A 22,908-nucleotide genomic window follows, 5' to 3' on the forward strand; every position below is an offset into this window, starting at 1 on the left:
TTGCGCGCTGGACGGGCGATCGGCTTGGGAGCCTTGGTGAAACGCGGTATCGCCAGCGAGACAAATTGAACTGCTTTGGAGGCAGCCATGAAAACACCCGAAACCCCATCGACACCGTCTGGCGCGGCACCAGGCAAGGATGCCCACGGAGTCAGCCGCCGTCAGATGGTTCGTGCGGGTCTGAGCGCCGCACCCGTGGTCATGGCGCTCAAGAGCAACACCGTTCTGGCCGGAGCCACGGGTGGCGGCCAGGGCCGTGGTGTGACCACATCGGCCTTTGCGTCGCTGCAAGCCAACCAGGGGCGGGTCAGCAATGCCCGCTACAAGACCGATTGCGAAGTTCGCACGCCAGCAGAGTGGCAAGTCAGGCAGAGCGAACTCAAGACCAGGAAATTTCAGGAATGCGGGTTTGCCGCCAATCCCGAAGGCAGATATGGGCGCCGCGTGACGCTGGGCGATGTGCTGGGCTACGAGGGCCATGACCGCGATACTGTGCTGGCCCGCTATGTGGTGGCGGCCTATCTGACAGCGCTCGAATTCCACGATGATCGCGACGTGCTGGCGCTCTCCACCGCGCAATGCAATGCCATCTGGAACGGGCGCGGCAACTGGAGTCCGTTTGCCGGTGCCCAGTGGGACTATGCACAAACCACCGCCTATTTTGAAACCATCTACGGTGCGCGCCGTTACGGCTGATGCGGGACCCTCGCCGGGTGGACCTGCAACGCGTTGGCATTGCCCACGGCGCGCAGACTACGGGCTGCAGCTGTGGCCCGACGGCGCTGTGGTGTACGACGAAGCCAGTGGCGATATCCATGCGCTCAGCCCCATGGCGGGCGAGGTGCTGCGCCATCTGTTGACGGTGCCGCAGTCTTGCGCCGAGAGCCTGGCCCGGACGCTGCTGGGTGAGGCGCCTGCTTGGGAAGATGTTTGCAGCGTGGACAGGATGCTGCGTGAATTCGAATTCCTGGGTTTTATCGAACCCTGCGGCGCGTGAACACCCAACCCCTGTTGTCTTCACTGTCCAGGCTCCAGCTCGGCAGGCTGCTGGGTGGAGACGGCCTGGCTATCGTGATTCCGCCCTTTGTGGTGCGGGTGCGCAGCCGGATTACCGTGGTGGCCGAGGGGCTGGAACGCCTTTATGCAGACCACCCGCTGGCCCCGCTGGACGGGGGCGGTTTCAGCGACTTTCATGTGGCAGTGCAGCCGCGTCGCCCATGGTTTCGCCCGTTGTGCTTTTTTGAGCTGGATGGAGGCCAACCTTTCACGCCGCTGGCGCAGGGCGAGGCCTTTGCACTTTTCGAGTGGGGCCTGAACTGGTGCGTGACCAGCCATTGCCATCAGTGGATCAGCCTGCATGCGGCGGTGCTGGAAAGGGGCGGGCGCGCCGTGGTTCTGCCGGCGCCACCGGGCGCGGGCAAGAGCACGCTGTGCGCGGCCCTCATGCTCCATGGCTGGCGCCTGCTGTCCGATGAATTGACGCTGCTGGAGCCCGGCAGTGGCTGGGTCGTGCCTTCGCCGCGGCCCATCAGCCTCAAGAACGATTCCATCGCTGTGATCCGCGATCGTGCACCCGGCTGCGTCCTGGGGCCGGTGGCGCACGATACGCAAAAAGGCACGGTCGCCCACCTCAAGGTGCAGCCAGAGAGCCTGGCCCGCGCCGACGAACGCGCCCTGCCTGCCTGGGTGGTCTTTCCCCGGTACGAGCGCGGCGCCACGCTGCAGGTGCAGGCGCGCACCAGAGCCACCACCGTGGTGGAGCTGGCGCGCAACAGCTTCAACCAGCACGTACACGGCCGTGCAGGCTTCGAGGCCCTGGTCCGGCTGGTCGATGCCTGCGACAGCTTTGATCTGCGCTACAGCCAGCTCGACCAGGCCCTGGCCTGGTTCGACGCGTTGCAACCGCCGTCCATGGGGGATTCTTGATGCAGGGCAACGCAATGCAGCCGCTGCTGAACCTGCTGGGTCCGGCGCCGCAGCCCAGCCGGTTGACGTTGCCCGAATGGGATGTGGTGGTGCGGCAAGCGCGCCGCGCCGACGTGCTGGCGCGCATTGCCGCACTGGCGCAGGCCCACGGCGCGTGGGACGCCGTGGCCCCTGCACCGCGCCCGCACCTGGCATCGGCACTGGCCCTGGCGACACGCCAGCAGCGCGAGCTGCGCTTCGAGGTGGCGCAGATAGCGCGTGCCCTGCAGCCAGCAGGCCTGCCCGTGGTGCTGCTCAAAGGCGGCGCCTACGCCCTGGCGGGTCTGCAGGCATCACTGGGGCGCATGGTTTCGGACGTGGACATTCTGGTGCCGCGCGAGCGCCTGGCCGACGTGGAAACCGCCTTGATGATGGCCGGCTGGGTGCATGCCAACCGCGACGCCTACGACCAGCACTACTACCGCACCTGGATGCACGAGCTGCCGCCGCTGCGGCACCTGCGCCGCGGCACGATACTGGATGTGCACCATGCCCTGGTGCCTCCCACCGCCAGGGCCCGGCCCAGCACGCAGCGCCTGCTGCAGGCGGCGCAGGCGCTGCCCGGTCAGCCGGGCGTGTGCGTGCTTGCACCGTCCGACATGGTGCTGCACAGTGCCGCCCACCTTTTCCACGAAAGCGACTTCGCGCACGGATTCAGGGGCGTGGTGGACCTTGACGCCTTGCTGCGCGAGTTTGCTGCCGTGCCCGGCTTCTGGCCAGGCCTGCTGGCGCGCTCGGCAGAGCTGGACTTGCAGTGGCCGTTGCACCATGCGCTGCGCTATGCGCACACCATCATGGACACCCCCGTGCCGCCAGGCGCCGTGGCGGCGCTGGCGGGCAGCGTGGGCCAGCAGGCCTGGATGCATCGCTTGCGCGATGCCCTGTATTTGCGCATGCTGCGGCCCGACCACGCCTCCACTGCGGATGCGTGGACGCCACTGGCGCGCAGCACGCTCTACCTGCACGGTCACCGCCTGCGCATGCCGCCGCATCTGCTGCTGCCGCACCTGTTGCGCAAGACGCTGCGCGGCCTCTTTCCCAAGGAGAAACCATGAACCACACACGCTGGTGGATGCGCTGGGCACTGGTGCTCCTGTTCCACGGTGCATGGAGCAGCAGCGCACTGGCGCAGCTGCCCGATACGGTGGAGCGGGTCAAGCCTGCCGTGGTGCTGGTGGGCACCTACCAGGCGACCGACACGCCGCGGTTTCGCTATGTGGGTACCGGCTTCGTGGTGGGCGACGGCTTGCGCGTGGTGACCAATGCCCATGTGGTGTCTGCCATCGGCGCCACAGGGGCCGACAGACCGGCGCTGGTCGTGCAGCTGCGCGCGGGAGCGAGCCTTTGGACCATGCGTCCCGCGCGGGTGCTGGAAAGCGTCCCAGAGCATGATCTCGCCCTGCTGCAGATCGATGGGCCGGCTGCGGCGGCTTTGAGCGTGGTGGTGTCGGAGTCGGTGCGCGAGGGCGACGATCTGGCTTTCATGGGTTTCCCCATTGGCGGGGTGCTGGGTTTTTCCAGCGTCACCCACCGCGCCACCGTTTCGTCCATCACCACCATGGCCTTGCCCAGCCCGACGGGGCAGCAGCTCAGCGAACGCGCCATCCGCAGCCTGCGCGCCGGGCCATTGCAGGTGTTTCAGCTCGATGCCACGGCCTACCCTGGCAACAGCGGCGGCCCCTTGTTCGATCCGCGCAACGGTGCCGTGCTGGGCGTCATCAACATGGTGCTGGTCAAGAGCACGCGCGAATCGGCCATGAGCCAGCCCTCGGGCATTTCGTACGCGATTCCGAGCCGTTATGTGCTGGAGTTGATGGCGCGGCACTCCGGCAGATGAACGCGTGGCGCAGTAACATCCTGCGCTTTGTCTCGAACCCTGCCGGCCCATGCTGAACTCTATTGGATCGAACCACGCCACCCTGGACGCCGCCATCATCGACCTCGACGGCACCATGGTGGACACCCTGGGTGACTTTGCCGAGGCCCTGAACCGCATGCTGAGCGACCTGGCGTTGCCGGCGATTGCCGCGCCGGCCATAGAACAGATGGTGGGCAAGGGCTCCGAGCATTTGCTGCGTTCAGTGCTCCATCACGTTCTAGACCAGGCAGGTAAAGCGCCAACAGCGATTGAAGTAGACGCGTTCTACGCCCGTGCCTGGCCCAGCTACCAGCAGCACTACCTGTCCATCAACGGCGACTATGCGCAGGTTTATCCCGGCGTGGTGGCGGGTCTGCAGGCCCTGCGCCAGGCCGGCCTGCGGCTGGCCTGCCTGACCAACAAACCGGCCGCGTTTGCTTTGCCCCTCCTGCGTGCCAAGGGGCTGGACGGCTATTTTGAGCAGGTGTTCGGTGGCGACAGTTTTGCCAGGAAGAAGCCCGACCCGTTGCCGCTGCTGAAAACCTGTGAGGCCTTGCAGACCGAGCCCGCCCGCACGCTGATGGTGGGTGATTCTTCCAACGACGCGCAGGCCGCTCGCGCCGCCGGCTGCCCCGTGGTGCTGGTCACCTACGGCTACAACCACGGCCTGCCGGTGCAGGCCGTGGATGCGGACGGTTACGTGGACTCGCTGGAACTGCTGCTGGCCTGAGTGGCCTGGCGGAGCGTGAAGGTTGGGGGGCTGGTGAGTCCGCGGGACTCAGGCAGGCTTGCCCAGCAAGGCGTCCTTGAGTTTCCAGTCCGCGGGTACGTGGCCCAGCCAGATACTCAGGAGCGCATTGAAGAACTCGGGTTCCTTGAAGGGTTCGCCCTGGGGCTTGCCCTTGACGGTGATGACCGTTCCCGTCCCGGGAATCCAGTCGATCATGAACTGGTCGCCGGCCTGCAGTTTCTTGTGCTCTGAAAAGATCTGGCTCATGCGCAGCACGCCGGGAATCAGCTTGGAGAATGCGGCCCGGTCCATGTTGTCTTCCATCCCTCGTGAAAACAGCTTGCCCAGCTCGGCAGAGTCAATCTCGCGCAGCATGGTGATGCTCAGGCGCTTGGGCCCGCGAACGGAGGTTGCTTCCGGCGTGGTCGATGCCTTCTTTTCCAGGTACAGCCCGGCCGTGTAAACCTTGAAAACGGTCTTGTAGCGCACGCCCGCCCCATTGAGTTGCAAGGTGCTGCCTGCGACCACACTGGTTTCTTCGTATTTCACGTCGGCGACGGTGACGGGCTGGGCCGTTGCGCTGGCCGCCATGCAACAGGCACTGACAAACGCACCGGCCGACAAGGCGCATCGATGGAGGAATTTCATGCAGGGCTCCTGGAAGTGAACGATCGTTCGTTTCTAATTGTTGCAAGAAGCGCTGGTTGTCACCACAGGGTTTTCGAGAGGTTGTGTCCTGTGAATGGGTGCAGCGCCCTCCATGGGGTCAAGGACCTTTGCTACACTTTGGGCATGTTCATACACCACGTGTTCATCACAGGTCGCAGCGACCGGGGAGCTTGGCCCTGGCGTCGGCCTGTCTGCCTGAACACCTGATGGCACCTGGGTTCATTCCCGGCGTGCAGTCTGGGCCCCGCCTGGAGCCCGCCGATGAACAGCGGCGCCCGACCCTTCTCTTGCGGTCTGCGCGCCACCCCAGCAGGGAGTCTCCCCCGTGATCACCGAACTTGAATTCAAAAGCCTGGCCGGCGAAGGCTACAACCGCATTCCGCTCATGGTGGAAGCCTTTGCGGATCTGGAAACCCCGCTCTCGCTGTACCTGAAGCTCGCCCACAGCAAGGATGGGGGCAAGCACAGCTTCCTGCTGGAATCGGTGGTGGGCGGCGAGCGTTTTGGCCGCTACAGCTTCATCGGCTTGCCTGCCCGCACCTTGCTGCGCGCCAGCGGGTTTGGCGCCGATGCGCGCACCGAGGTCGTCACCGACGGCCAGGTGGTGGAAACCGTGCGGGGCAATCCGCTGGATTTCATCGAGGCGTACCAGAAACGCTTCAAGGTGGCCCTGCGCCCGGGACTCCCCCGCTTTTGTGGTGGCCTGGCGGGCTACTTCGGCTACGACACGGTGCGCTACATCGAGAAGAAACTCGAAACCACCTGCCCGCCCGATGCGCTGGAAACACCCGACATCCTCTTGCTGCAGTGCGAAGAGCTGGCGGTCATCGACAACCTGTCGGGCAAGCTCTATCTCATTGTCTATGCCGATCCGGCCCAGCCCGAGGCCTATACCCGGGCCAAGAAGCGCCTGCGCGAGCTCAAGGACCAGCTCAAATATTCGGTGAGCGCCCCCGTGGTCAAGGCCACCGAAAGCCATCCCGCGCAGCGCAGCTTTGCCAAGGCCGACTACCTGGCGGCCGTGGGCCGGGCCAAGGAGCTCATTGCCGCCGGTGATTTCATGCAGGTGCAGGTGGGCCAGCGCATCCACAAGCGCTACACGGAAAGCCCCCTGAGCCTGTACCGTGCGCTGCGCTCGCTGAACCCTTCGCCCTACATGTATTTCTACAATTTCGGCGACTTCCATGTGGTGGGGGCCAGCCCCGAGATCCTGGTGCGCCAGGAGCAGACCGATGCGGGCACCAAGGTCACCATCCGGCCCCTGGCGGGAACGCGCCCGCGCGGTGCCACGCCCGAGAAGGACAAGGCCGCCGAGGTGGAGCTCATCAACGATCCCAAGGAGCGTGCCGAACATGTGATGCTGATCGACCTGGCGCGCAACGACATCGGGCGCATCGCCCGGACGGGCACTGTCAAGGTGACCGAAGCCTTTGTGGTCGAGCGCTACAGCCATGTGATGCACATCGTGAGCAATGTCGAAGGCCTGCTGAACGAGGGCATGACCAGCATGGACGTGCTCAAGGCCACCTTCCCTGCCGGCACGCTCACCGGCGCGCCCAAGGTGCATGCCATGGAGCTGATCGACCAGCTCGAACCCGTCAAGCGCGGCGTGTACGGCGGCGCCTGCGGTTACCTCAGTTACGCGGGTGACATGGACGTGGCCATTGCGATCCGCACCGGCATCATCAAGGACGGCACGCTGTATGTGCAGGCGGCCGCTGGCGTGGTGGCCGACTCGGTGCCCGAGCTGGAGTGGAAGGAAACCGAACACAAGGCCCGCGCCCTGCTGCGCGCCGCCGAACTTGTCGAGGAGGGGCTGGAATGAGCCAGGCCATCAACAACGTGCAGCATTGCACGACCATGGACGATGTGCGTCGCCACATCGACGCGCTGGACGACGTGCTGGTGCCGCTGCTGGTCACGCGCGGCGGCTACATGACCCAGGCCGCGCGCATCAAGCAGGACGCATCGCAGGTGCGCGATGAAGAACGCATCCAGGCCATCGTGGACCGCGTGCGTGCGCGCACACTGATCGAAGGCGGCGAGCCCGATGTGATGGAGGCCATCTACCGCAGCATGATGGAAGCTTACATCGCCCATGAACACCGCGAGTTTGCGCGCCTGCGCCAGACCGCTGCACATGAGGGGTGAGGCCATGAAACTCCTGATGGTCGACAACTACGACAGCTTCACCTACAACATCGTCCAGTATTTCGGCGAACTGGGTGCGGATGTGGAAGTGCATCGCAACGACGAGATCACCGTGGCAGACATCGAAGCGCGCCTGAATGCCGGGCAGCTCGACCGCCTCGTGATCTCGCCCGGCCCCTGCTCGCCCGCCGAGGCGGGCATCTCGGTGGCCGCCATCCAGCACTTTGCCGGCAAGCTGCCCATCCTGGGCGTGTGCCTGGGCCACCAGGCCATCGGTGCGGCCTTTGGCGGCACCATCGTGCGCGCCCAGGAGCTCATGCATGGCAAGACCAGTGTCATCACCACCACGCAAAAAGGTGTGTTCGCGGGGCTGCCAGAGCACTTCACGGTGAACCGCTACCACTCGCTGGCCATCGAGCGCGCGAGCTGCCCCGAGGTGCTGGAGGTGACGGCCTGGACCGATGACGGCGAGATCATGGGCGTGCGCCACAAAGAGCTGGCCATCGAGGGCGTGCAGTTCCACCCCGAGAGCATCCTTACCGAATACGGCCACGCCATGCTGCGCAACTTCCTGGAGCAGCGCGCGTGAGCATCGACACCCACCAGCTGCTGATGTTCATCGCCGCGGGCTGGCTGCTTAACCTCACGCCGGGGCCCGACGTGCTTTACATCGTCTCGAACGCGCTGCGTTCGGGCGCGCGCGCCGGCATCGTGGCGGGGCTGGGCATTACGGCCGGGTGCTTCGTGCACATCTTCGCCGCTGCCGTGGGCGTGGGCGCGCTGCTGGCCGCATCGGCCACGGCTTTCACCGTGCTCAAGTGGCTGGGCGCGGCCTACCTGCTGTGGATGGGGGTGCGCATGCTGTTCTCGCGCGCCGGCGGCGGCAACGGCGCCGCCCTTGCGGCTGCGCAGTCGGCCACGCCTGTGACGGCTTCGCTGCGCAGCGTGTTCCTGGGCGGCTTCTGGACCAACGTGCTCAATCCCAAGGTCGCCATCTTCTTCCTGGCCTTCGTGCCGCAGTTCATCGCTCCGGGCATTGAGAACAAGGCGCTGGCCTTCGTGCTGTTGGGCGTGCTGTTCAACGTCAATGCCATTCCGGTCAACGTCGGCTGGGCGCTGGCGGCCGCCTGGATGTCGCGCCGCGTGGGCGCAGTGCAGCGTGGCATGCACTGGCTGGACCGCGTGGCGGGTGTCATGTTCATCGGCTTCGGACTCAAGCTGGCCTTCACTGAGAGCCCCAAGGCCTGAAACCCCATCAGCAAGGACAAAACCATGCCCATCACCCCCCAGGAAGCGCTGCAGCGCACCATCGAGCACCGCGAAATCTTCCACGACGAGATGCTGCACCTGATGCGGCTCATCATGCGCGGCGAGCTCTCGCCCGTCATGACGGCGGCCATCGTGACCGGCCTGCGCGTGAAGAAGGAAACCATCGGCGAGATCACCGCCGCCGCGCAGGTGATGCGCGAGTTCTCCACCAAGGTGCATGTCGCAGACACCAGCCACATGGTGGACATCGTGGGCACGGGCGGCGATGGCGCCAACACTTTCAACATCTCCACCTGCGCCACCTTCGTGATCGCAGCGACCGGCGGCAAGGTCAGCAAGCACGGCGGGCGCAGCGTGAGCAGCAAGAGCGGCAGTGCCGACGCCATGGAAGCCCTGGGCGTCCACATCAACCTGTCACCCGAAGCCATTGCCCGCTGCATTGCCGAGGTGGGCATCGGCTTCATGTTCGCGCCCAACCACCACCCGGCCATGAAGAACGTGGCGCCCGTGCGCAAGGAGCTGGGTGTGCGCACCCTCTTCAACATCCTGGGCCCGCTGACCAACCCGGCCGGCGCGCCCAACATCCTCATGGGCGTGTTCCACGAAGACCTGGTGGGCATCCAGGTGCGCGCCCTGCAGCGCTTGGGCGCCGAGCACGCCCTGGTCATCTACGGGCGCGACGGCCTCGACGAAATCAGCCTGGGCGCCTCCACCCTGGTGGGTGAGCTCAAGGACGGAGCCATCCGCGAATACGAAGTGCATCCCGAAGACTTCGGCCTGGCCATGACCAGCACCCGCCAGCTGCGCGTGGACAACCCCGAGCAGTCGCGCGCCATCGTGCTGGATGTGCTGGATGGCAAGCCCGGCGCGGCGCGCGACATCGTCTGCCTGAATGCCGGCGCCGCGCTGTATGCGGCCAACGTGGTGGACAGCATCGCCGCCGGCCTCTCGCGTGCGCAGCAGGCCATCGACAGCGGCGCCGCCAAGGCCAAGCTGGGCGAGCTGGTCACGCGCACGCATGCGCTGGCCACCGTGGCCTGAGCGCAGCATGTGGCGCGACCCCGGCACCTGGATCGCACTGGGCGTCTCGGCGCTCTTTGTGGTGGTGGGGCTGGCAATGCACCGCGTGTTCACCCGCATACTGAAACAGGGCTCTGCGGAGCCTGGCGACGACAACCACAAGGCTGAAAACCATGAGTGACATCCTCAACAAGATCGTGGCCGTCAAGCACGAAGAAGTGGCCGCCGCCAAAAAGCGCCTGCCGCTGGCCGCCATGCGTGCCGACGCCGAAAGCCGCGTGCTCACGCGCGATTTCGAAGGCGCGCTGCGCGCCAAAATCGCCAAAGGCCAGGCGGCCGTGATCGCCGAGATCAAGAAGGCCAGCCCCAGCAAGGGCGTGATCCGGGCCGACTTCATCCCGGCCGACATTGCCCAGAGCTACGCCGATGGCGACGGCACGGTCGGCGCGGCCTGCCTGTCGGTGCTGACCGACAAGCAGTTCTTTCAGGGCAGCGTGGACTACCTCAAGCAGGCCCGCGCGAGCTGCCAGCTGCCCGTCCTGCGCAAGGACTTCCTCGTGGATGCCTACCAGGTGTACGAAGCGCGGGCCATGGGAGCCGATGCCATTTTGCTGATCGCGGCCAGCCTCGACGATGCCCAGATGGCCGACTTCGAGGCCATCGCCCGCAGCCTGGACATGGCCGTGCTGGTGGAGGTGCACGACCGCCCCGAGCTGGAGCGCGCCCTGAAGCTCAAGACCCCGCTGGTCGGCATCAACAACCGCAACCTGCGCACCTTCGAGGTCACGCTGCAGACCACGCTGGGCATGGTCCAGGATGTGCCGCAAGACCGCCTGCTGGTCACCGAGTCGGGCATCCTAAAGCCTGCGGACGTGAAGACCCTGCGCGATGCTGGCGTGCACGCCTTCCTGGTGGGCGAGGCCTTCATGCGCGCCCCGGAGCCGGGTTTGGAGCTGGCCAAGCTGTTCGCCTGACCTGCAAAATCGATAGTTGCTTGCGCTTTCTGGTTAAACGCAGGAACCCAGTTTGATCATGAATGATCTGCAAAATGCACCCACGCAACTGCAAAGCGCCGACCCGGCCGACTGGCCCGTGGCGTCTGGCTGGCAGCCGCTGGTGCAGGACTTTTTCGCCAGCACTACCGGCCACAAGCTGCTGACCTTTCTGCAGGCCCGGCTGGCTGCCGGTGCCACCATCTTCCCGCCGCGCCCGCTGCGCGCGCTGGAACTCACGCCACCCGAGGAGGTGCGCGTGGTCATCCTGGGGCAGGACCCGTACCACGGCCGGGGCCAGGCCGAGGGGCTGGCGTTCTCGGTGGTGCCGGGTGTGCGCCTGCCGCCCTCGCTGCAGAATATCTTCAAGGAGATGCAGCGCGACCTGGGAACGCCTTTCCCGGCAATGCCCGACCCCGGCGGCAGCCTGGTGAAGTGGGCCCGTAACGGCGTGCTGCTGCTCAACACCACGCTCACCGTGGAAGAAGGCCAGCCCGCCAGCCATGCGGGAAAGGGCTGGGAGGTGCTGACCGACGCCGTCATCCGCCATGTGGCACAGGGGCAGCGGCCCGTGGTGTTCATGCTCTGGGGCGCGCACGCGCAGAGCAAGCGCGCCGTGATTCCGCGCGACCGGGGGCACCTGGTGCTCACGGCCAACCACCCCTCGCCGCTGTCGGCGCTGCGGCCGCCGGTGCCGTTCATCGGGTGCGGGCATTTCGGGCAGGCGCGGCTGTTTCGGCAGGCGCATGAGGCACCAGTTGCGACTGATTAGATAGCTGTTGGCGCTTTTCCATCAGGCGCTGGAGGTCTTTTCTATTTCAAATCCTGGCGCTCCAGCAGCATCGCGTCGCCATAGCTGAAAAACCGGTACTCCTGCGCAATCGCATGCCGGTACAGGCCCATGATGTGGGCATAGCCCGCAAACGCGCTCACCAGCATCATCAGCGTGCTCTTGGGCAGGTGGAAGTTGGTCAGCAACAGGTCCACCACCTGGAAGCGAAAACCCGGCGTGATGAAGATGGCGGTGTCGCCGCTGGCCTGGCCCGAGCGCGCCCAGGATTCGAGCGTGCGCACTGTCGTCGTGCCCACGGCCACCACGCGGCCGCCGCGCTGGCGGCAGCGCTCCAGGGCGGCCAGCGTGGCCAGCGGCACCTCGTACCACTCGCTGTGCATCTGGTGCTCGGCCAGGTTTTCGGTTTTGACCGGCTGGAAGGTGCCCGCGCCCACATGCAGCGTGACGCTCGCGCGTTCGATGCCGCGCGCGGCCAGATCGGCCAGCACGGCCTCGTCAAAGTGCAGCGCGGCGGTGGGCGCGGCCACGGCGCCGGGGTGGCGGGCAAACACGGTCTGGTAGCGCTGACTGTCCTCGGCCTCGTCGGGGTCGTGGTCGCTGTTCTGCTGGCGTTCGATGTAGGGCGGCAGCGGCAGGTGGCCGTGGCGCTCCATCAGCTCCCAGGGGGATTCGCCGGCGGGGCCGTGCAGTGCAAAGCGGAACAGCGGACCGTCCTCGGTGGGCCAGCGGGAGAGCAGGGTGGCGTCAAACCCGCCGGCATGGCGGCCCCCGGCCATGTGCACGGTGCTGCCGGGCAGGGGCTTCTTGCTGACCTTCATGTGGGCCACGACTTCGTTGCCCGTACCGCCTGCGGTACCTCCTGTGTCATTGCCGGCCTCGGCGGGCAGCACGCGCTCGATCAGCAGCTCCAGCTTGCCGCCGCTGGCCTTCTCGCCAAAGATGCGCGCCTTGACCACGCGGGTGTCGTTGAACACCAGCAGGTCGCCCTCGCGCAACAGGCCGGGCAGCTCGCGAAAGATGCGGTCCACCGGTCGCATGGCGCGGCCATCGAGCAGGCGCGAGGCGCTGCGCTCGGCGGCGGGATGCTGGGCAATGCGTTCGGGGGGCAGCGAGAAGTCGAAGTCGCTGAGGGTGAAGACGCGCGGGGCGTGGGGGAGGGATTCGGTCATGTGCTTGAGGGCCGAACGGGCCCGTGCCAAGAAAAAAGGAAGGCGCGATTTTCCCATGGGACTTGCCGGCTTTGCGGTGCGCGTCGGTGGACAACGCCTCTGCCGCCACTCAGTCGGGGGGCCGCACCAGGCGCCGGTTGATCTTTTTCATGGGCACAGCCTCTTCATGCCTGCACGCTGACCAGGGGTTGCAGCCGGTGCACATCGGCGGCCTGGGCCAGGGCGGTGCCGGGGGCCAGCAGGGCGGCAGCGCCCGCGGCCACGCCCCAGCGCAGGGCTTCGGCGGGCGCATCGCCCCGGTCCAGCGCCCAGACCAGTGCGGCCAGAAAGCAGTCGCCTGCGCCTGTGGTTCCAGTGGCGGCGGGCACGTTGAGGGCCGGGGCCTGCCAGACACCTTCACGCGTGGCCAGCACGGCGCCTTGGTCGCCCACGGACAGCGCCACGATCTCTGCCTGGCCCGCGTGCACCAGCGCCTGCGCGGCCGTGCACCAGTCGGAGGCGCTGGACAGGGGCTGCCGCAGCACCTCGCGCAGCTCGCGCAGGCTGGGCTTGACCAGCGCCACGCCGGCCTGCAGCGCCGCTGCCAGCGGCAGGCCGGAGCTGTCCACCACCAGGCGCGTGCCGCGTGCACGGGCAAGGGGCGCGAGCCGGGCATAAAAATCAGGTGGAACGCCGGGTGGCAGGCTGCCGCTGGCAATCAGCCAGCGCGGCACATTGGTGGGTGCTGCCAGGGCATCCAGGCAGGCCTGCCATTCGGCGGCTTGCAGGGTGGGGCCGGGCAGCACGAAGCGAAATTCCTGGCCGGTGCTGATCTCTACCACCGAGAAATTCTCGCGCGTGTCGCCGGCAATCGGCTGGATGGCGGTGGCAACGCCTTCTTGCTCCAGCAACTGGCGCACCTGCGTACCGACTGCACCGCCCGCCAGTGTCCAGGCCTGCACGTCGGCATGCAGCCGGTGCAGCACCCGCGCCACGTTGATGCCGCCGCCGCCTGCAAAGCGTTGCGCCGGACTGCAGCGCAGCTTGTGCGTGGGGGCCACGCGGTCGGTGGTGGTGGCCAGGTCGAGGGCGGGGTTGAGGGTGAGGGTGATGAGTGCAGGCACGGGCAGATGGGGTTGGCAATGGTGGTGGGGCGAAACTACCAGACCGGTCCGGTCAATCCCGGTCACAGGTCCATCACGCTGATGGCGTCACCCGCAGGTGGCTGAAGTCGGTCTCGATCTGTGCTTCAGCCTCCGCGCGCGATACCGGGGTGGTGCCGGGTGCCACGGCCCCCCTTGCTGTGAATGCGCTTGAACATGGCGGAAACGCCGGATTCGACAGTTCGCCGTAACAATTTGGGAGTAAAGGCAGTCATGGTAGCCTTTTTGGTCTGTCTTCTGCCTGTGCGCCTCCTCCCATTGTTCCCCCATGCCCACCGCTTCCAAAGTTGTTCCCCCCGCCACCGCACGGGCTGCCTCCCCGGTGGCTGCCAAGGGCGGAGTGTCGGTGGCACAAAAGGCCCTGCAAAAGCTGGGGCTGCGCCGCGACATCGACCTGGCCCTGCACCTGCCGCTGCGCTACGAGGACGAGACCCGCATCACCCCGCTGGCCAACGCACGCGACGGGCAGATCGTGCAGATCGAGGCCACGGTGACGGCCAGCGAGGTGCAGCTGCGCCCGCGCCGCATGCTCAAGGTGCAGGTGGATGACGGCACGGGCACCTGCGATCTGACGTTCTTCAGCTTCTACCCCTCGCACCAGAAGACGCTGGCCGTGGGCGCACGCCTGCGCATCCGGGGCGAGGTCAAGGGCGGTTTCTGGGGGCGGCAGATGCTGCACCCGGCGTTCCGCGCGGCGGGGGGCGAGCTGCCTGCCGCGCTCACGCCCGTCTACCCCACCACGGCCGGGCTGCCCCAGCACTACCTGCGCCGCGCCGTGGTCAGTGCGCTGGCGCGGGTGGACCTGTCGGACACCCTGCCACCCGGCACCGAGCCACCGATGGCCCGGATTCATGGCCCCAATGGCCTGCAGCGCAGTTTCAGCCTGCGCGAGGCGCTCACTTTCTTGCACCACCCTGCGCCCGATGTGGCGCTGTCCACGCTCGAAGACCACAGCCACCCCGCCTGGCAACGCCTGAAGGCCGAGGAGCTGCTGGCTCAGCAGCTGTCGCAACAGCAGTCGCGGCGCGAGCGCGACAGGTTGCGGGCACCGGTGCTGCGGCCCCGGCACGCCGCCGATGGCGCCTTGCCGCTGCACGAGCAGCTTTTGGCCGTGCTGCCGTTCGACCTGACGGCCGCCCAGCGCCGCGTCGGAGAAGAAATCGCGGCCGACCTGGCCCGCCAGGTGCCCATGCACCGCCTGCTGCAGGGCGACGTGGGCTCGGGCAAAACCGTGGTCTCGGCCCTGGCCGCCTGCCTGGCCATGGATGCGGGCTGGCAGTGTGCGCTGATGGCCCCCACCGAAATCCTGGCCGAGCAGCATTTCGCCAAGATGATCGGCTGGCTCGAACCCCTGTTGGCTGCGCGCGGCCGCAAGGTGGCCTGGCTGGTGGGCGGGCAAAAGAAGAAGGACCGCAGCGCCATGCTGGCGCTGGTGGCCAGCGGCGAGGCTGCGCTGGTGGTGGGCACGCATGCCGTGATCCAGGAGCAGGTCCAGTTCAAGAACCTGGCGCTGGCCATCATCGACGAGCAGCACCGCTTTGGCGTGGCACAGCGGCTGGAACTGCGCCGCAAATTGGCAGAGCACGGCATGGAGCCGCACATGCTGATGATGAGCGCCACCCCCATCCCGCGCACCCTGGCCATGAGCTATTACGCCGACCTGGATGTGTCGGTCATCGACGAGCTGCCCCCGGGCCGCACGCCCATCGTCACCAAGCTGATTGCCGACAGCCGCAAGGACGAGGTCATAGCCCGCATCGGCACGCAGGTGGCCGCCGGACGGCAGGTGTACTGGGTGTGTCCGCTGATCGAAGAGAGCGAGGCGCTGGACCTTTCCAATGCCACCGCCACCCATGCTGATTTGAGCGAAGCCTTGCCGGGCTGCATAGTGGGCCTGCTGCATTCGCGCATGCCCACCGCCGAAAAGAAAGCCGTGATGCAGCTTTTCACCAGCGGCCAGATGGGCGTGCTGGTCAGCACCACCGTGATCGAGGTGGGCGTGGACGTGCCCAATGCCTCGCTGATGGTCATCGAGCATGCCGAGCGCTTTGGCCTGAGCCAATTGCACCAGTTGCGCGGCCGGGTGGGGCGGGGCGCGGCGGCATCGGCCTGCGTGCTGCTGTACGCCACCAACGACAGCGGCCGCGTGGGTGAAACCGCCAAGGAGCGCCTGCGGGCGATGGCCGAGACCAACGATGGCTTCGAGATCGCCCGGCGCGACCTGGAGATACGCGGCCCCGGTGAGTTCCTGGGCGCACGCCAGTCGGGCGATGCGCTGCTGCGTTTTGCCGACCTGGCGACCGATACGCACCTGCTCGAATGGGCGCGTGAGCTGGCGCCGCAGATGCTGGACCGATACCCCGCACTGGCCGCCAAACACGTGGCGCGCTGGTTGGGTGGAAAATCCGATTACCTCAAAGCATGAGACGCTGCGATCAACACTGACGTGGCTCGCAGGAACACACCATGACCCTCACCGAACTCAAGTACATCGTCGCCGTGGCGCGCGAGAAGCACTTCGGCCATGCGGCCGATGCCTGCTATGTGTCGCAGCCCACGCTGTCGGTGGCCATCAAGAAGCTCGAGGAAGAGCTGGACGTGAAGCTCTTCGAGCGCAGCGCCGGCGAGGTGACGGTGACGCCGCTGGGCGAGGACATCGTGCGCCAGGCGCAGAGCGTGCTGGAGCAGGCGGCGGCCATCAAGGAGATCGCCAAGCGCGGCAAGGACCCGCTGTCGGGGCCGCTCACGCTGGGGGTGATCTACACCATTGGACCCTACCTGCTACCCGATCTGGTGCGCCAGTCCATCACGCGCACCCCGCAGATGCCGCTGATGCTGCAGGAGAATTTCACGGTCAAGCTGCTGGAGATGCTGCGCACCGGCGAGATCGACTGCGCCATTCTGGCTGAACCGTTTCCGGACACCGGCCTGGCCATGGCGCCGCTGTATGACGAGCCCTTCATGGCGGCCGTACCCAGCACGCACCCGCTGGCAGCGCAAAAATCCGTCTCCGCCGCCGAGCTCAAGAGCGAGACCATGCTGCTGCTGGGCGCGGGCCACTGCTTTCGCGACCATGTGCTGGAGGTCTGCCCCGAATTCGCGCGCTTTTCCAGCAATGCCGAGGGCATCCGCAAGTCGTTCGAAGGCTCGTCGCTGGAGACCATCAAGCACATGGTGGCTGCCGGCATGGGCGTCACCCTGGTGCCCCGCCTGTCGGTGCCGCGCGATGCGCTGCTGACCGTGTCGCGCCGCCGCAAGAGCGACGAGAGTTACATCCGCTACCTGCCCATCCGCGAGGAAGACGGCGGCCCGCCGCCCATGCGCCGCGTGGTGCTGGCCTGGCGCCGCAGCTTCACGCGCTACGAAGCCATCGCCGCGCTGCGCAACGCCATCTATGCCTGCGAACTGCCGGGCGTCACGCGGCTGTCATGACCGGATGCCACCGTGCCGGTGGGGGTGAATGGAAGTGGCGCCGCAGTGTCCTGCGCTACAGTGAATGACAGCGCTGCACGCGCCTTTCTGGCGCCCGCAGCCGTTGTTCCACCCGACCATCCCAGGAGAAATGACATGGCCAAGGCTTCCGGCAAAACCGCCGCACCCCGCATCAACATCGGCATCAGCGAGAAAGACCGCGCCGCCATTGCCCAGGGCCTGTCGCGCCTGCTGGCCGATACCTACACGCTGTACCTCACCACCCACAATTTCCACTGGAACGTGACGGGCCCCATGTTCAACACGCTGCACACCATGTTCATGGCGCAGTACACCGAACTGTGGAATGCCGTGGACCCCGTGGCCGAGCGCATCCGCTCGCTGGGCCACTTCGCGCCGGGCTCCTATGCCCAGTTCGGCCAGCTCACCAGCCTGCCCGACGCACCGGCCGAGCCCCCCAGGGCCACCGAGATGATCCGCATCCTGGTCGAAGGCCACGAGGCCGTGGCCCGCACCGCCCGCAGCCTGTTTCCCCTGGCCGACAAGGCCAGCGACGAGCCCACGGCCGATCTGCTGACCCAGCGCCTGACCATCCATGAGCAGACCGCCTGGATGCTGCGCTCCTTGCTGGAAGACTGAAGCCCCCCTTGCTCCATCACGGGATGGGTCTGCTGCCAGGGCTGGTTTTCGGCAGCGGGCTTTCACCGTGGCGCCCTGACCTGGAGAGACAAACCCCATGCCATCTACCAGCTACCCCGGCCCGGGTGCCGAACTGGAAATCAAGCTGGCCCTGCCCACCGCCAACCCCGCAGGCCTGGCCCGGCAGCTGGCGCGCCTGCCGGCCCTGGCGCGGCGCAAGCCCGTGCACAAGCGGGTGGACAACATCTACTACGACACCCCCGGGCAGGACTTGCGCGCCCAGCGCATGGCCTTGCGCCTGCGGCGTGTGGGCGAGGGCGATGCGTCGCAATGGCTGCAGACCTTCAAGACCAGCGACGGCGGCGATCTGGCACTGAGCCTGCGTGGCGAGTGGGAGGTGCCGGTGCCCGGGCCCGCGTTGGTGCAGACCGCCTTGCAGGCCGCGCCGCCCTGGCAGAAGTTGGACCCCGGCGGCGCCATATTCGCCGCACTGCAGCCTTGCTTTGGCACGGCCTTTGAGCGCACCGCCTGGACGGTGCGCCGGCGCGATGGCAGTGCCATCGAGGTGGCGCTGGACATCGGGCAGATCACCAGTGGACAGCGCAGCGCGCCGATCTGCGAGCTGGAGCTGGAACTGCTGGCCGGTGCACCCGCCGCGCTGTTCGATCTGGCGCGGCAGATTGCGCAGCACATCGCCGTGCTGCCGCTGGCCGCCAGCAAGGCGCAGCGCGGCCATGCGCTGCGCGAGGACACGCTGTACACCCCGCGGAGTGCCCGCCCGCTGCTGCTGGGCCGAGAGGTCTCGCTGCGGGGCATGGTGCAGCCGGTGCTGGGCGAGATGTTTTCCCATTTCACCGCCAACCTGTATGCCCTGGGCCAGTGCGACGACCCGGAGCTGGTGCACCAGGCCCGGGTGGGCTGGCGGCGCTTTCGCAGTGCCCTGCGCCTGTTCAGGGCTGTCTTGCCGGTGCAGGCGCAGCCCTCGCGGCACGGGCTGCAGCCCTTGCTGTCATTGCTGGGCGAGTTGCGCGACCTTGATGTGGCCTGCACGCAGACCCTGCCTGCGCTGCAAGGCGCCTTTGTGGCCGATGCCGCAGAGCGGGCCCCGCGCTGGCAGGTGATGGAGCAGACGTTTGCTCAGGCCGCGCTCCTGCAGCGCCAGGCGGTGCGCCGGGCTCTGCAGGAGCCTACGGTGGGCGCGGACTTGCTGGCCATCACCCTGTGGCTCGACGAGCTTGCGCGGCCCGAGGCCTGGGGGGGGCAGGACATCCCGGGCAAGGCCGTGCGCCATTGGGTGCGCCAGCGCGTCGTGCGGCTGCATGCGCAATGGAAGAAGGCGCTGCGCGACAGCAGCCACGCCGAAAGCCAGCACCGCGCGCGCATTCTGGCCAAGCGCCTGCGCTACAACATCGACGCCTTGCACCCGCTCCTGCCGGCCCGCGCCCAGCGCTGGCTGCAGCAGGCCCGCCAGGTGCAGGCAGGCATCGGCGCATCGCGCGATGTGCAGCAGGCCGGGCTGCTGGCCCAGCGGCTGGCGGTGGACCGGGGCATCGTGGAGTTTCTGCGCGGCTATGCGGCCGGCCAGGCGGGCGCGCCATCGGCCGCGCAGATGCCGGGTGGCGTATAAAGCGCGTTTGCCCCGGTAGCCCGACTTCCACTTCTCGCCGCTTTCCTGCTGCCACCTTCTTTCGTCCGGTTTTGTCCGTTTTTGTTTTTTCCGCATGACCCCCTCCCCGCGCAGCCGTTTCTCCCTGTATCTTGATCTGATCCGCTGGGACCGGCCTGCCGGCTGGCTGGTGCTGGTGTGGCCCACGCTCAGCGCACTGTGGGTGGCGGCGGGCGGTTTTCCGGGCTGGCATCTGCTGGCGGTGTTCGTGCTGGGCACCGTGCTCATGCGCAGCGCCGGCTGCTGCATCAACGACGTGGCCGACCGCGACTTTGACCGCCACGTCAAGCGCACGGCGCAGCGGCCCATCACTTCGGGGCAGGTGTCGGTCAGGGAGGCCCTGGCCGTGGGCGCGGTGCTGTCGCTCGTGTCGCTCGCGCTGGTGTTGACGACGAATGGGGTGGCGGTGGCCTGGTCGGTGCCGGCGCTGCTGGTGACCATTCTCTACCCGTTCACCAAGCGTTTTTTTGCCATGCCGCAGGCGGTTCTGGGCATTGCCTTCAACTTCGGCATCGTGATCGCGTTCGCCGCCGTGCAGGGCGAGGTGCCGGCCATGGCGTGGCTGCTGTGGCTGGGCAACCTGTTCTGGGTGCTGGCCTACGACACCGAATACGCCATGGTGGACCGCGACGACGACCTGAAGATCGGCATGAGAACCTCGGCCATCACGCTGGGGCGCTTCGACGTGGCCGCCATTGTGCTGTTTTACCTGTTGTTCCTGGGTTTTTGGCTGGTAGCGCTGGCACCGCTTGCGCTAGGTGCTATTTATTACGTAGCAATTGCAGCGGCACTGGCCCAGGTGGCATGGCACTGGTGGCTGATCCGCACGCGCACGCGCGAGGGGTGCTTTCGGGCGTTTCGCATGAACCACTGGGTAGGGTTCACGCTGTTTGCCGGGATTGCGGGCAGCTACCTGCTGCGTTGATTTGCTATTTAATAGATAGCATGTGACGCTTGTTTATCAAACGCCACAGGCTGTCCGGCATTATTTCCCGAACTCGTCGCCCAGCTCGTGCGCGCGCTGGCGGGCAGCCTGCATGGCCTGCACAAACTTCTCGGCCACCGCGTCCTGTTCCATCGACTGCAGGGCCGCATAGGTGGTGCCGCCCTTGGAGGTGACGCGCTGGCGCAGCACTGCGGGCGTTTCGTCGGAACGGCGGGCCAGCTCCGAGGCGCCCACAAACGTGCCCACCGCCAGCTGATGGGCCTGGGCCGCAGACAGGCCCATGTCGGTGCCGGCGCGGGCCATGGCTTCCAGGAAATAGAAAACATAGGCCGGACCCGAGCCGGACAGCGCCGTCACGGTGTCCAGTTGCGGCTCTTCCTCCACCCATAAAAAATCGCCCGTCGTGGCCATGATGGCCTCGATGCTCTGGCGCTCTTGCGCGCTCACGGCGGGGCGGGCAAACAGCGCGCTCATGCCCTTGCCCACCAGGGCCGGCGTGTTGGGCATGGTGCGCACGATGCGCTCGCTGCCCAGCCACTGGGCAATGCTGTCCGAGCGGATGCCGGCGGCCACGCTCAGGTGCAGGGCTTCCTGCGTGTGGGCCTTGGCCTGCGCTGCCGCGTCCTTGAAGGTCTGGGGCTTGACGGCCCAGACCACGATGCGGGCACGCTGCAGGGCGGGGCCTGCTTCGGCCTGGGCTTCAATCCCGTAGTTTTTGCGCAAAGCCTCGCGGGCCTCGGCCCAGGGCTCGACCACCTCGATCTGGCTGGCGGGATGGCCCTGGTGGATCAGCCCGCCAATGATGGCGCTGGCCATGTTGCCGCCGCCGATGAAGGCGATCACGGGAAGGGTGGCAGGGGCATTCCGGGGGGCGGTGGGGGCGGTCTGGCTCATGGTGTGGGGCGGTTCAGGGTCGGGGTTGCGATGGTAGCGCGCTGCGGCCCGTGCCCGGGCACGGGCCAGCGCCGTCAGTCCAGCGTGGTCTGGCGCACCGCGTGTTCCCAGCGTGCCATCAGCTCCTGGGCGCGGCCGGGGGGCAGGGTCGGCACAAAACGCCGGTCGGCGCGCCACAGCTGCGAGAGTTCATCGGTGCTGCCATACACGCCGCTCGACAGTCCCGCCAGGTAGGCCGCGCCGAGGGCTGTGGTCTCGATGACGGCCGGGCGCACCACCGGTATGCCCAGCAGGTCGGCCTGGAACTGCATCAGCAGGTCGTTGATGCAGGCACCGCCGTCCACGCGCAGCTCGCTCACCGGCGCGCCGCCGGCGGCCACGGCATCGCGACTCATGGCCAGCAGCAGGGCGGCGCTCTGGTAGGCAATGCTCTCCAGCGCCGCGCGCGCGATGTGGCCCAGGGTGCTGCCGCGCGTCAGGCCCGTGATGGTGCCGCGGGCATCGGGCTTCCAGTAAGGCGCGCCCAGGCCGGTGAAGGCCGGCACCATCATCACGCCGCCCGAGTCGGGCACGCTTTGCGCGAGCGACTCGACCTCGCTGCTGGTGGAGATGGCGCGCAGGCCGTCGCGCAGCCACTGCACCACGGCGCCGCCCACGAACACGCTGCCTTCCATGGCGAACTCCGGCTGTGCGGTGGCCTGCGCTGCGCTGGTGGTGAGCAGGCCGTTCTGCGAGGTCTGGAACTTGTCGCCGGTATGCATCAGCATGAAGCAGCCCGTGCCATAGGTGTTCTTGGCCATGCCGGCCGTGAAGCAGGCCTGGCCGAACAGCGCGCTCTGCTGGTCGCCCGCCACGCCGCCGATGCGAATGGAGTGGCCCAGCAGGTCGGGCGCGATGTCGCAAAAATGGGCGCTCGATGGCAGCACCTCCGGCATCAGCGCGCGGGGAATGCGCAGCAGCGCCAGCAGCTCGTCGTCCCACTGGTTGGTGTGCACATTGAACAGCATGGTGCGCGCGGCGTTGCTCACGTCCGTCACATGCACCTGGCCGTGGGTGAGCTGCCACATCAGCCAGCTGTCCACCGTGCCAAAGGCCAGCTCGCCGCGTTCGGCCGCGTCGCGCGCGCCGGGCACGTTGTCCAGCATCCATTGCAGCTTGGTACCGGAGAAGTAGGCGTCCACCAGCAGGCCCGTCTTGGCCTGGATGGTGGCGGCATGGCCGCGCTCGCGCAGCTGGGCGCAGGCGGGCTCGGCGCGCCGGTCCTGCCAGACGATGGCGTGGTGCACGGGCTGGCCGGTCTTGCGGTTCCACAGCACGGTGGTCTCGCGCTGGTTGGTGATGCCTGCTGCGCGCACGGCGCTCGCCGCAATGCCGGCCCTGGCCAGCGCCTCGCGCGCCGTGGCCAGCTGGGTGCGCCAGATCTCCCGCGGGTCATGCTCCACCCAGCCGGGCTGGGGGTAGATCTGCGGCAGCTCCAGCTGGGCCTGCGCCACGATGTGGCCGGCTTCGTCGAACACGATGCTGCGGGAGCTGGAGGTGCCTTGGTCGAGGGCGAGCAGGTAGGTCATGCGGG

The 22,908-nt window shown here is 67.2% G+C and carries 24 protein-coding genes; 19 read left to right on the plus strand and 5 right to left on the minus strand.

Going from position 1 to position 22,908, the window contains the following annotated elements; translation table 11 throughout:
* The first annotated feature begins 87 nt into the window (after positions 1–87).
* Genes AC1RDS_RS15370 through gph form a run of 6 tightly spaced genes read left to right on the plus strand, consistent with a single transcriptional unit; the run spans position 88 to position 4,553 of the window.
* A complete protein-coding gene (locus AC1RDS_RS15370; RefSeq protein WP_159433780.1) occupies positions 88–696 on the plus strand; it encodes a hypothetical protein in 609 nt (202 codons plus the stop codon).
* Entirely contained in the window at positions 641–997 is a 357-nt protein-coding gene (locus AC1RDS_RS15375; protein ID WP_255346458.1) for an HPr-rel-A system PqqD family peptide chaperone, read from the plus strand. The genes AC1RDS_RS15370 and AC1RDS_RS15375 overlap by 56 nt, the downstream gene beginning before the upstream one ends.
* Positions 994–1,926, plus strand: a complete 933-nt coding sequence (locus AC1RDS_RS15380; RefSeq protein ID WP_034711791.1) for an HprK-related kinase A — start codon at positions 994–996, stop codon at positions 1,924–1,926. The genes AC1RDS_RS15375 and AC1RDS_RS15380 overlap by 4 nt, the downstream gene beginning before the upstream one ends.
* On the plus strand, positions 1,926–3,020 hold the full coding sequence (locus tag AC1RDS_RS15385; RefSeq protein ID WP_026435353.1) for a nucleotidyltransferase domain-containing protein: 1,095 nt from the start codon (positions 1,926–1,928) through the stop codon (positions 3,018–3,020). Before AC1RDS_RS15380 ends, AC1RDS_RS15385 begins: the two co-directional genes overlap by 1 nt.
* Positions 3,017–3,802 (plus strand): S1C family serine protease, encoded by a 786-nt coding sequence (locus AC1RDS_RS15390; RefSeq protein ID WP_238323188.1) that lies wholly within the window; start codon positions 3,017–3,019, stop codon positions 3,800–3,802. Before AC1RDS_RS15385 ends, AC1RDS_RS15390 begins: the two co-directional genes overlap by 4 nt.
* Before the next feature lie 49 nt (positions 3,803–3,851).
* A complete protein-coding gene (gene gph, locus AC1RDS_RS15395; RefSeq protein ID WP_034711788.1) occupies positions 3,852–4,553 on the plus strand; it encodes a phosphoglycolate phosphatase in 702 nt (233 codons plus the stop codon).
* A gap of 48 nt (positions 4,554–4,601) precedes the next feature.
* On the opposite strand, the gene AC1RDS_RS15400 is transcribed toward gph, so the two are convergent.
* A complete protein-coding gene (locus tag AC1RDS_RS15400; protein WP_026435351.1) occupies positions 4,602–5,201 on the minus strand; it encodes a chalcone isomerase family protein in 600 nt (199 codons plus the stop codon).
* Between the two features lie 346 nt (positions 5,202–5,547).
* On the opposite strand from AC1RDS_RS15400, the gene trpE reads away from it, so the two are divergent.
* The 8 genes from trpE to AC1RDS_RS15440 are packed head-to-tail and all read left to right on the plus strand — an operon-like array spanning position 5,548 to position 11,426.
* Positions 5,548–7,047 (plus strand): anthranilate synthase component I, encoded by a 1,500-nt coding sequence (gene trpE, locus AC1RDS_RS15405; RefSeq protein ID WP_026435350.1) that lies wholly within the window; start codon positions 5,548–5,550, stop codon positions 7,045–7,047.
* Positions 7,044–7,373, plus strand: a complete 330-nt coding sequence (locus AC1RDS_RS15410) for a chorismate mutase (protein WP_026435349.1) — start codon at positions 7,044–7,046, stop codon at positions 7,371–7,373. The genes trpE and AC1RDS_RS15410 overlap by 4 nt, the downstream gene beginning before the upstream one ends.
* Positions 7,374–7,377: 4 nt before the next feature.
* The gene (locus tag AC1RDS_RS15415) at positions 7,378–7,962 is read left to right on the plus strand and encodes an aminodeoxychorismate/anthranilate synthase component II (protein ID WP_092698030.1); all 585 of its coding nucleotides are present in this window, start codon (positions 7,378–7,380) and stop codon (positions 7,960–7,962) included.
* Between the two features lie 23 nt (positions 7,963–7,985).
* Positions 7,986–8,621 (plus strand): LysE family translocator, encoded by a 636-nt coding sequence (locus AC1RDS_RS15420; protein WP_092698050.1) that lies wholly within the window; start codon positions 7,986–7,988, stop codon positions 8,619–8,621.
* A 24-nt stretch (positions 8,622–8,645) separates the two neighbouring features.
* The gene (gene trpD, locus AC1RDS_RS15425; protein WP_092698029.1) at positions 8,646–9,683 is read left to right on the plus strand and encodes an anthranilate phosphoribosyltransferase; all 1,038 of its coding nucleotides are present in this window, start codon (positions 8,646–8,648) and stop codon (positions 9,681–9,683) included.
* 7 nt (positions 9,684–9,690) lie between these two features.
* Positions 9,691–9,843 carry a hypothetical protein gene (locus AC1RDS_RS15430; protein WP_167544069.1) on the plus strand — a complete coding sequence of 51 codons (153 nt, stop codon included), beginning with the start codon at positions 9,691–9,693 and terminating at the stop codon, positions 9,841–9,843.
* Complete coding sequence (trpC, locus tag AC1RDS_RS15435; protein WP_092698028.1) at positions 9,836–10,636, plus strand: indole-3-glycerol phosphate synthase TrpC; 801 nt, start codon at positions 9,836–9,838, stop codon at positions 10,634–10,636. The genes AC1RDS_RS15430 and trpC overlap by 8 nt, the downstream gene beginning before the upstream one ends.
* A gap of 58 nt (positions 10,637–10,694) precedes the next feature.
* Positions 10,695–11,426 (plus strand): uracil-DNA glycosylase, encoded by a 732-nt coding sequence (locus tag AC1RDS_RS15440; RefSeq protein ID WP_092698027.1) that lies wholly within the window; start codon positions 10,695–10,697, stop codon positions 11,424–11,426.
* 41 nt (positions 11,427–11,467) lie between these two features.
* On the opposite strand, the gene queA is transcribed toward AC1RDS_RS15440, so the two are convergent.
* Positions 11,468–12,616, minus strand: a complete 1,149-nt coding sequence (gene queA / locus AC1RDS_RS15445; protein WP_348689609.1) for a tRNA preQ1(34) S-adenosylmethionine ribosyltransferase-isomerase QueA — start codon at positions 12,614–12,616, stop codon at positions 11,468–11,470.
* A 164-nt stretch (positions 12,617–12,780) separates the two neighbouring features.
* A complete protein-coding gene (locus tag AC1RDS_RS15450; RefSeq protein ID WP_287877293.1) occupies positions 12,781–13,719 on the minus strand; it encodes a 1-phosphofructokinase family hexose kinase in 939 nt (312 codons plus the stop codon).
* Between the two features lie 307 nt (positions 13,720–14,026).
* Here AC1RDS_RS15450 and recG point away from each other — a divergent pair, with 307 nt between their 5' ends.
* The 5 genes from recG to ubiA all read left to right on the plus strand — a co-directional run bounded on the left by recG (position 14,027) and on the right by ubiA (position 20,420).
* Entirely contained in the window at positions 14,027–16,183 is a 2,157-nt protein-coding gene (gene recG, locus AC1RDS_RS15455) for an ATP-dependent DNA helicase RecG (RefSeq protein WP_492227131.1), read from the plus strand.
* Between the two features lie 41 nt (positions 16,184–16,224).
* Entirely contained in the window at positions 16,225–17,190 is a 966-nt protein-coding gene (locus AC1RDS_RS15460) for a LysR substrate-binding domain-containing protein (RefSeq protein ID WP_348683529.1), read from the plus strand.
* Positions 17,191–17,325: 135 nt separating this feature from the next.
* Entirely contained in the window at positions 17,326–17,829 is a 504-nt protein-coding gene (locus AC1RDS_RS15465) for a Dps family protein (protein WP_287877288.1), read from the plus strand.
* A 97-nt stretch (positions 17,830–17,926) separates the two neighbouring features.
* Complete coding sequence (locus AC1RDS_RS15470) at positions 17,927–19,456, plus strand: CYTH and CHAD domain-containing protein (protein ID WP_287877286.1); 1,530 nt, start codon at positions 17,927–17,929, stop codon at positions 19,454–19,456.
* Between the two features lie 94 nt (positions 19,457–19,550).
* Entirely contained in the window at positions 19,551–20,420 is an 870-nt protein-coding gene (gene ubiA / locus AC1RDS_RS15475) for a 4-hydroxybenzoate octaprenyltransferase (RefSeq protein WP_287877284.1), read from the plus strand.
* Positions 20,421–20,480: 60 nt separating this feature from the next.
* On the opposite strand, the gene proC is transcribed toward ubiA, so the two are convergent.
* Positions 20,481–21,335: a pyrroline-5-carboxylate reductase gene (proC, locus tag AC1RDS_RS15480; RefSeq protein ID WP_287877282.1), complete on the minus strand. Its 855-nt coding sequence runs from the start codon at positions 21,333–21,335 to the stop codon at positions 20,481–20,483.
* A gap of 74 nt (positions 21,336–21,409) precedes the next feature.
* Positions 21,410–22,903 (minus strand): glycerol kinase GlpK, encoded by a 1,494-nt coding sequence (gene glpK / locus AC1RDS_RS15485; RefSeq protein WP_492227132.1) that lies wholly within the window; start codon positions 22,901–22,903, stop codon positions 21,410–21,412.
* Positions 22,904–22,908 lie beyond the last annotated feature (5 nt).

Source organism: Acidovorax sp. GW823-FHT02H02, from assembly GCF_058797075.1.

Coding starts and splice junctions, on each gene's coding strand:
- AC1RDS_RS15370 (WP_159433780.1), top strand. CDS start 88: ATGAAAACACCCGAAACCCCATCGACACCGTCTGGCGCGGCACCAGGC.
- AC1RDS_RS15375 (WP_255346458.1), top strand. CDS start 641: ATGCACAAACCACCGCCTATTTTGAAACCATCTACGGTGCGCGCCGTT.
- AC1RDS_RS15385 (WP_026435353.1), top strand. CDS start 1,926: ATGCAGGGCAACGCAATGCAGCCGCTGCTGAACCTGCTGGGTCCGGCG.
- AC1RDS_RS15390 (WP_238323188.1), top strand. CDS start 3,017: ATGAACCACACACGCTGGTGGATGCGCTGGGCACTGGTGCTCCTGTTC.
- gph (WP_034711788.1), top strand. CDS start 3,852: ATGCTGAACTCTATTGGATCGAACCACGCCACCCTGGACGCCGCCATC.
- AC1RDS_RS15400 (WP_026435351.1), bottom strand. CDS start 5,201: ATGAAATTCCTCCATCGATGCGCCTTGTCGGCCGGTGCGTTTGTCAGT.
- AC1RDS_RS15410 (WP_026435349.1), top strand. CDS start 7,044: ATGAGCCAGGCCATCAACAACGTGCAGCATTGCACGACCATGGACGAT.
- AC1RDS_RS15415 (WP_092698030.1), top strand. CDS start 7,378: ATGAAACTCCTGATGGTCGACAACTACGACAGCTTCACCTACAACATC.
- AC1RDS_RS15420 (WP_092698050.1), top strand. CDS start 7,986: ATGTTCATCGCCGCGGGCTGGCTGCTTAACCTCACGCCGGGGCCCGAC.
- trpD (WP_092698029.1), top strand. CDS start 8,646: ATGCCCATCACCCCCCAGGAAGCGCTGCAGCGCACCATCGAGCACCGC.
- AC1RDS_RS15430 (WP_167544069.1), top strand. CDS start 9,691: ATGTGGCGCGACCCCGGCACCTGGATCGCACTGGGCGTCTCGGCGCTC.
- trpC (WP_092698028.1), top strand. CDS start 9,836: ATGAGTGACATCCTCAACAAGATCGTGGCCGTCAAGCACGAAGAAGTG.
- AC1RDS_RS15440 (WP_092698027.1), top strand. CDS start 10,695: ATGAATGATCTGCAAAATGCACCCACGCAACTGCAAAGCGCCGACCCG.
- queA (WP_348689609.1), bottom strand. CDS start 12,616: ATGACCGAATCCCTCCCCCACGCCCCGCGCGTCTTCACCCTCAGCGAC.
- recG (WP_492227131.1), top strand. CDS start 14,027: ATGCCCACCGCTTCCAAAGTTGTTCCCCCCGCCACCGCACGGGCTGCC.
- AC1RDS_RS15460 (WP_348683529.1), top strand. CDS start 16,225: ATGACCCTCACCGAACTCAAGTACATCGTCGCCGTGGCGCGCGAGAAG.
- AC1RDS_RS15465 (WP_287877288.1), top strand. CDS start 17,326: ATGGCCAAGGCTTCCGGCAAAACCGCCGCACCCCGCATCAACATCGGC.
- AC1RDS_RS15470 (WP_287877286.1), top strand. CDS start 17,927: ATGCCATCTACCAGCTACCCCGGCCCGGGTGCCGAACTGGAAATCAAG.
- ubiA (WP_287877284.1), top strand. CDS start 19,551: ATGACCCCCTCCCCGCGCAGCCGTTTCTCCCTGTATCTTGATCTGATC.
- proC (WP_287877282.1), bottom strand. CDS start 21,335: ATGAGCCAGACCGCCCCCACCGCCCCCCGGAATGCCCCTGCCACCCTT.
- glpK (WP_492227132.1), bottom strand. CDS start 22,903: ATGACCTACCTGCTCGCCCTCGACCAAGGCACCTCCAGCTCCCGCAGC.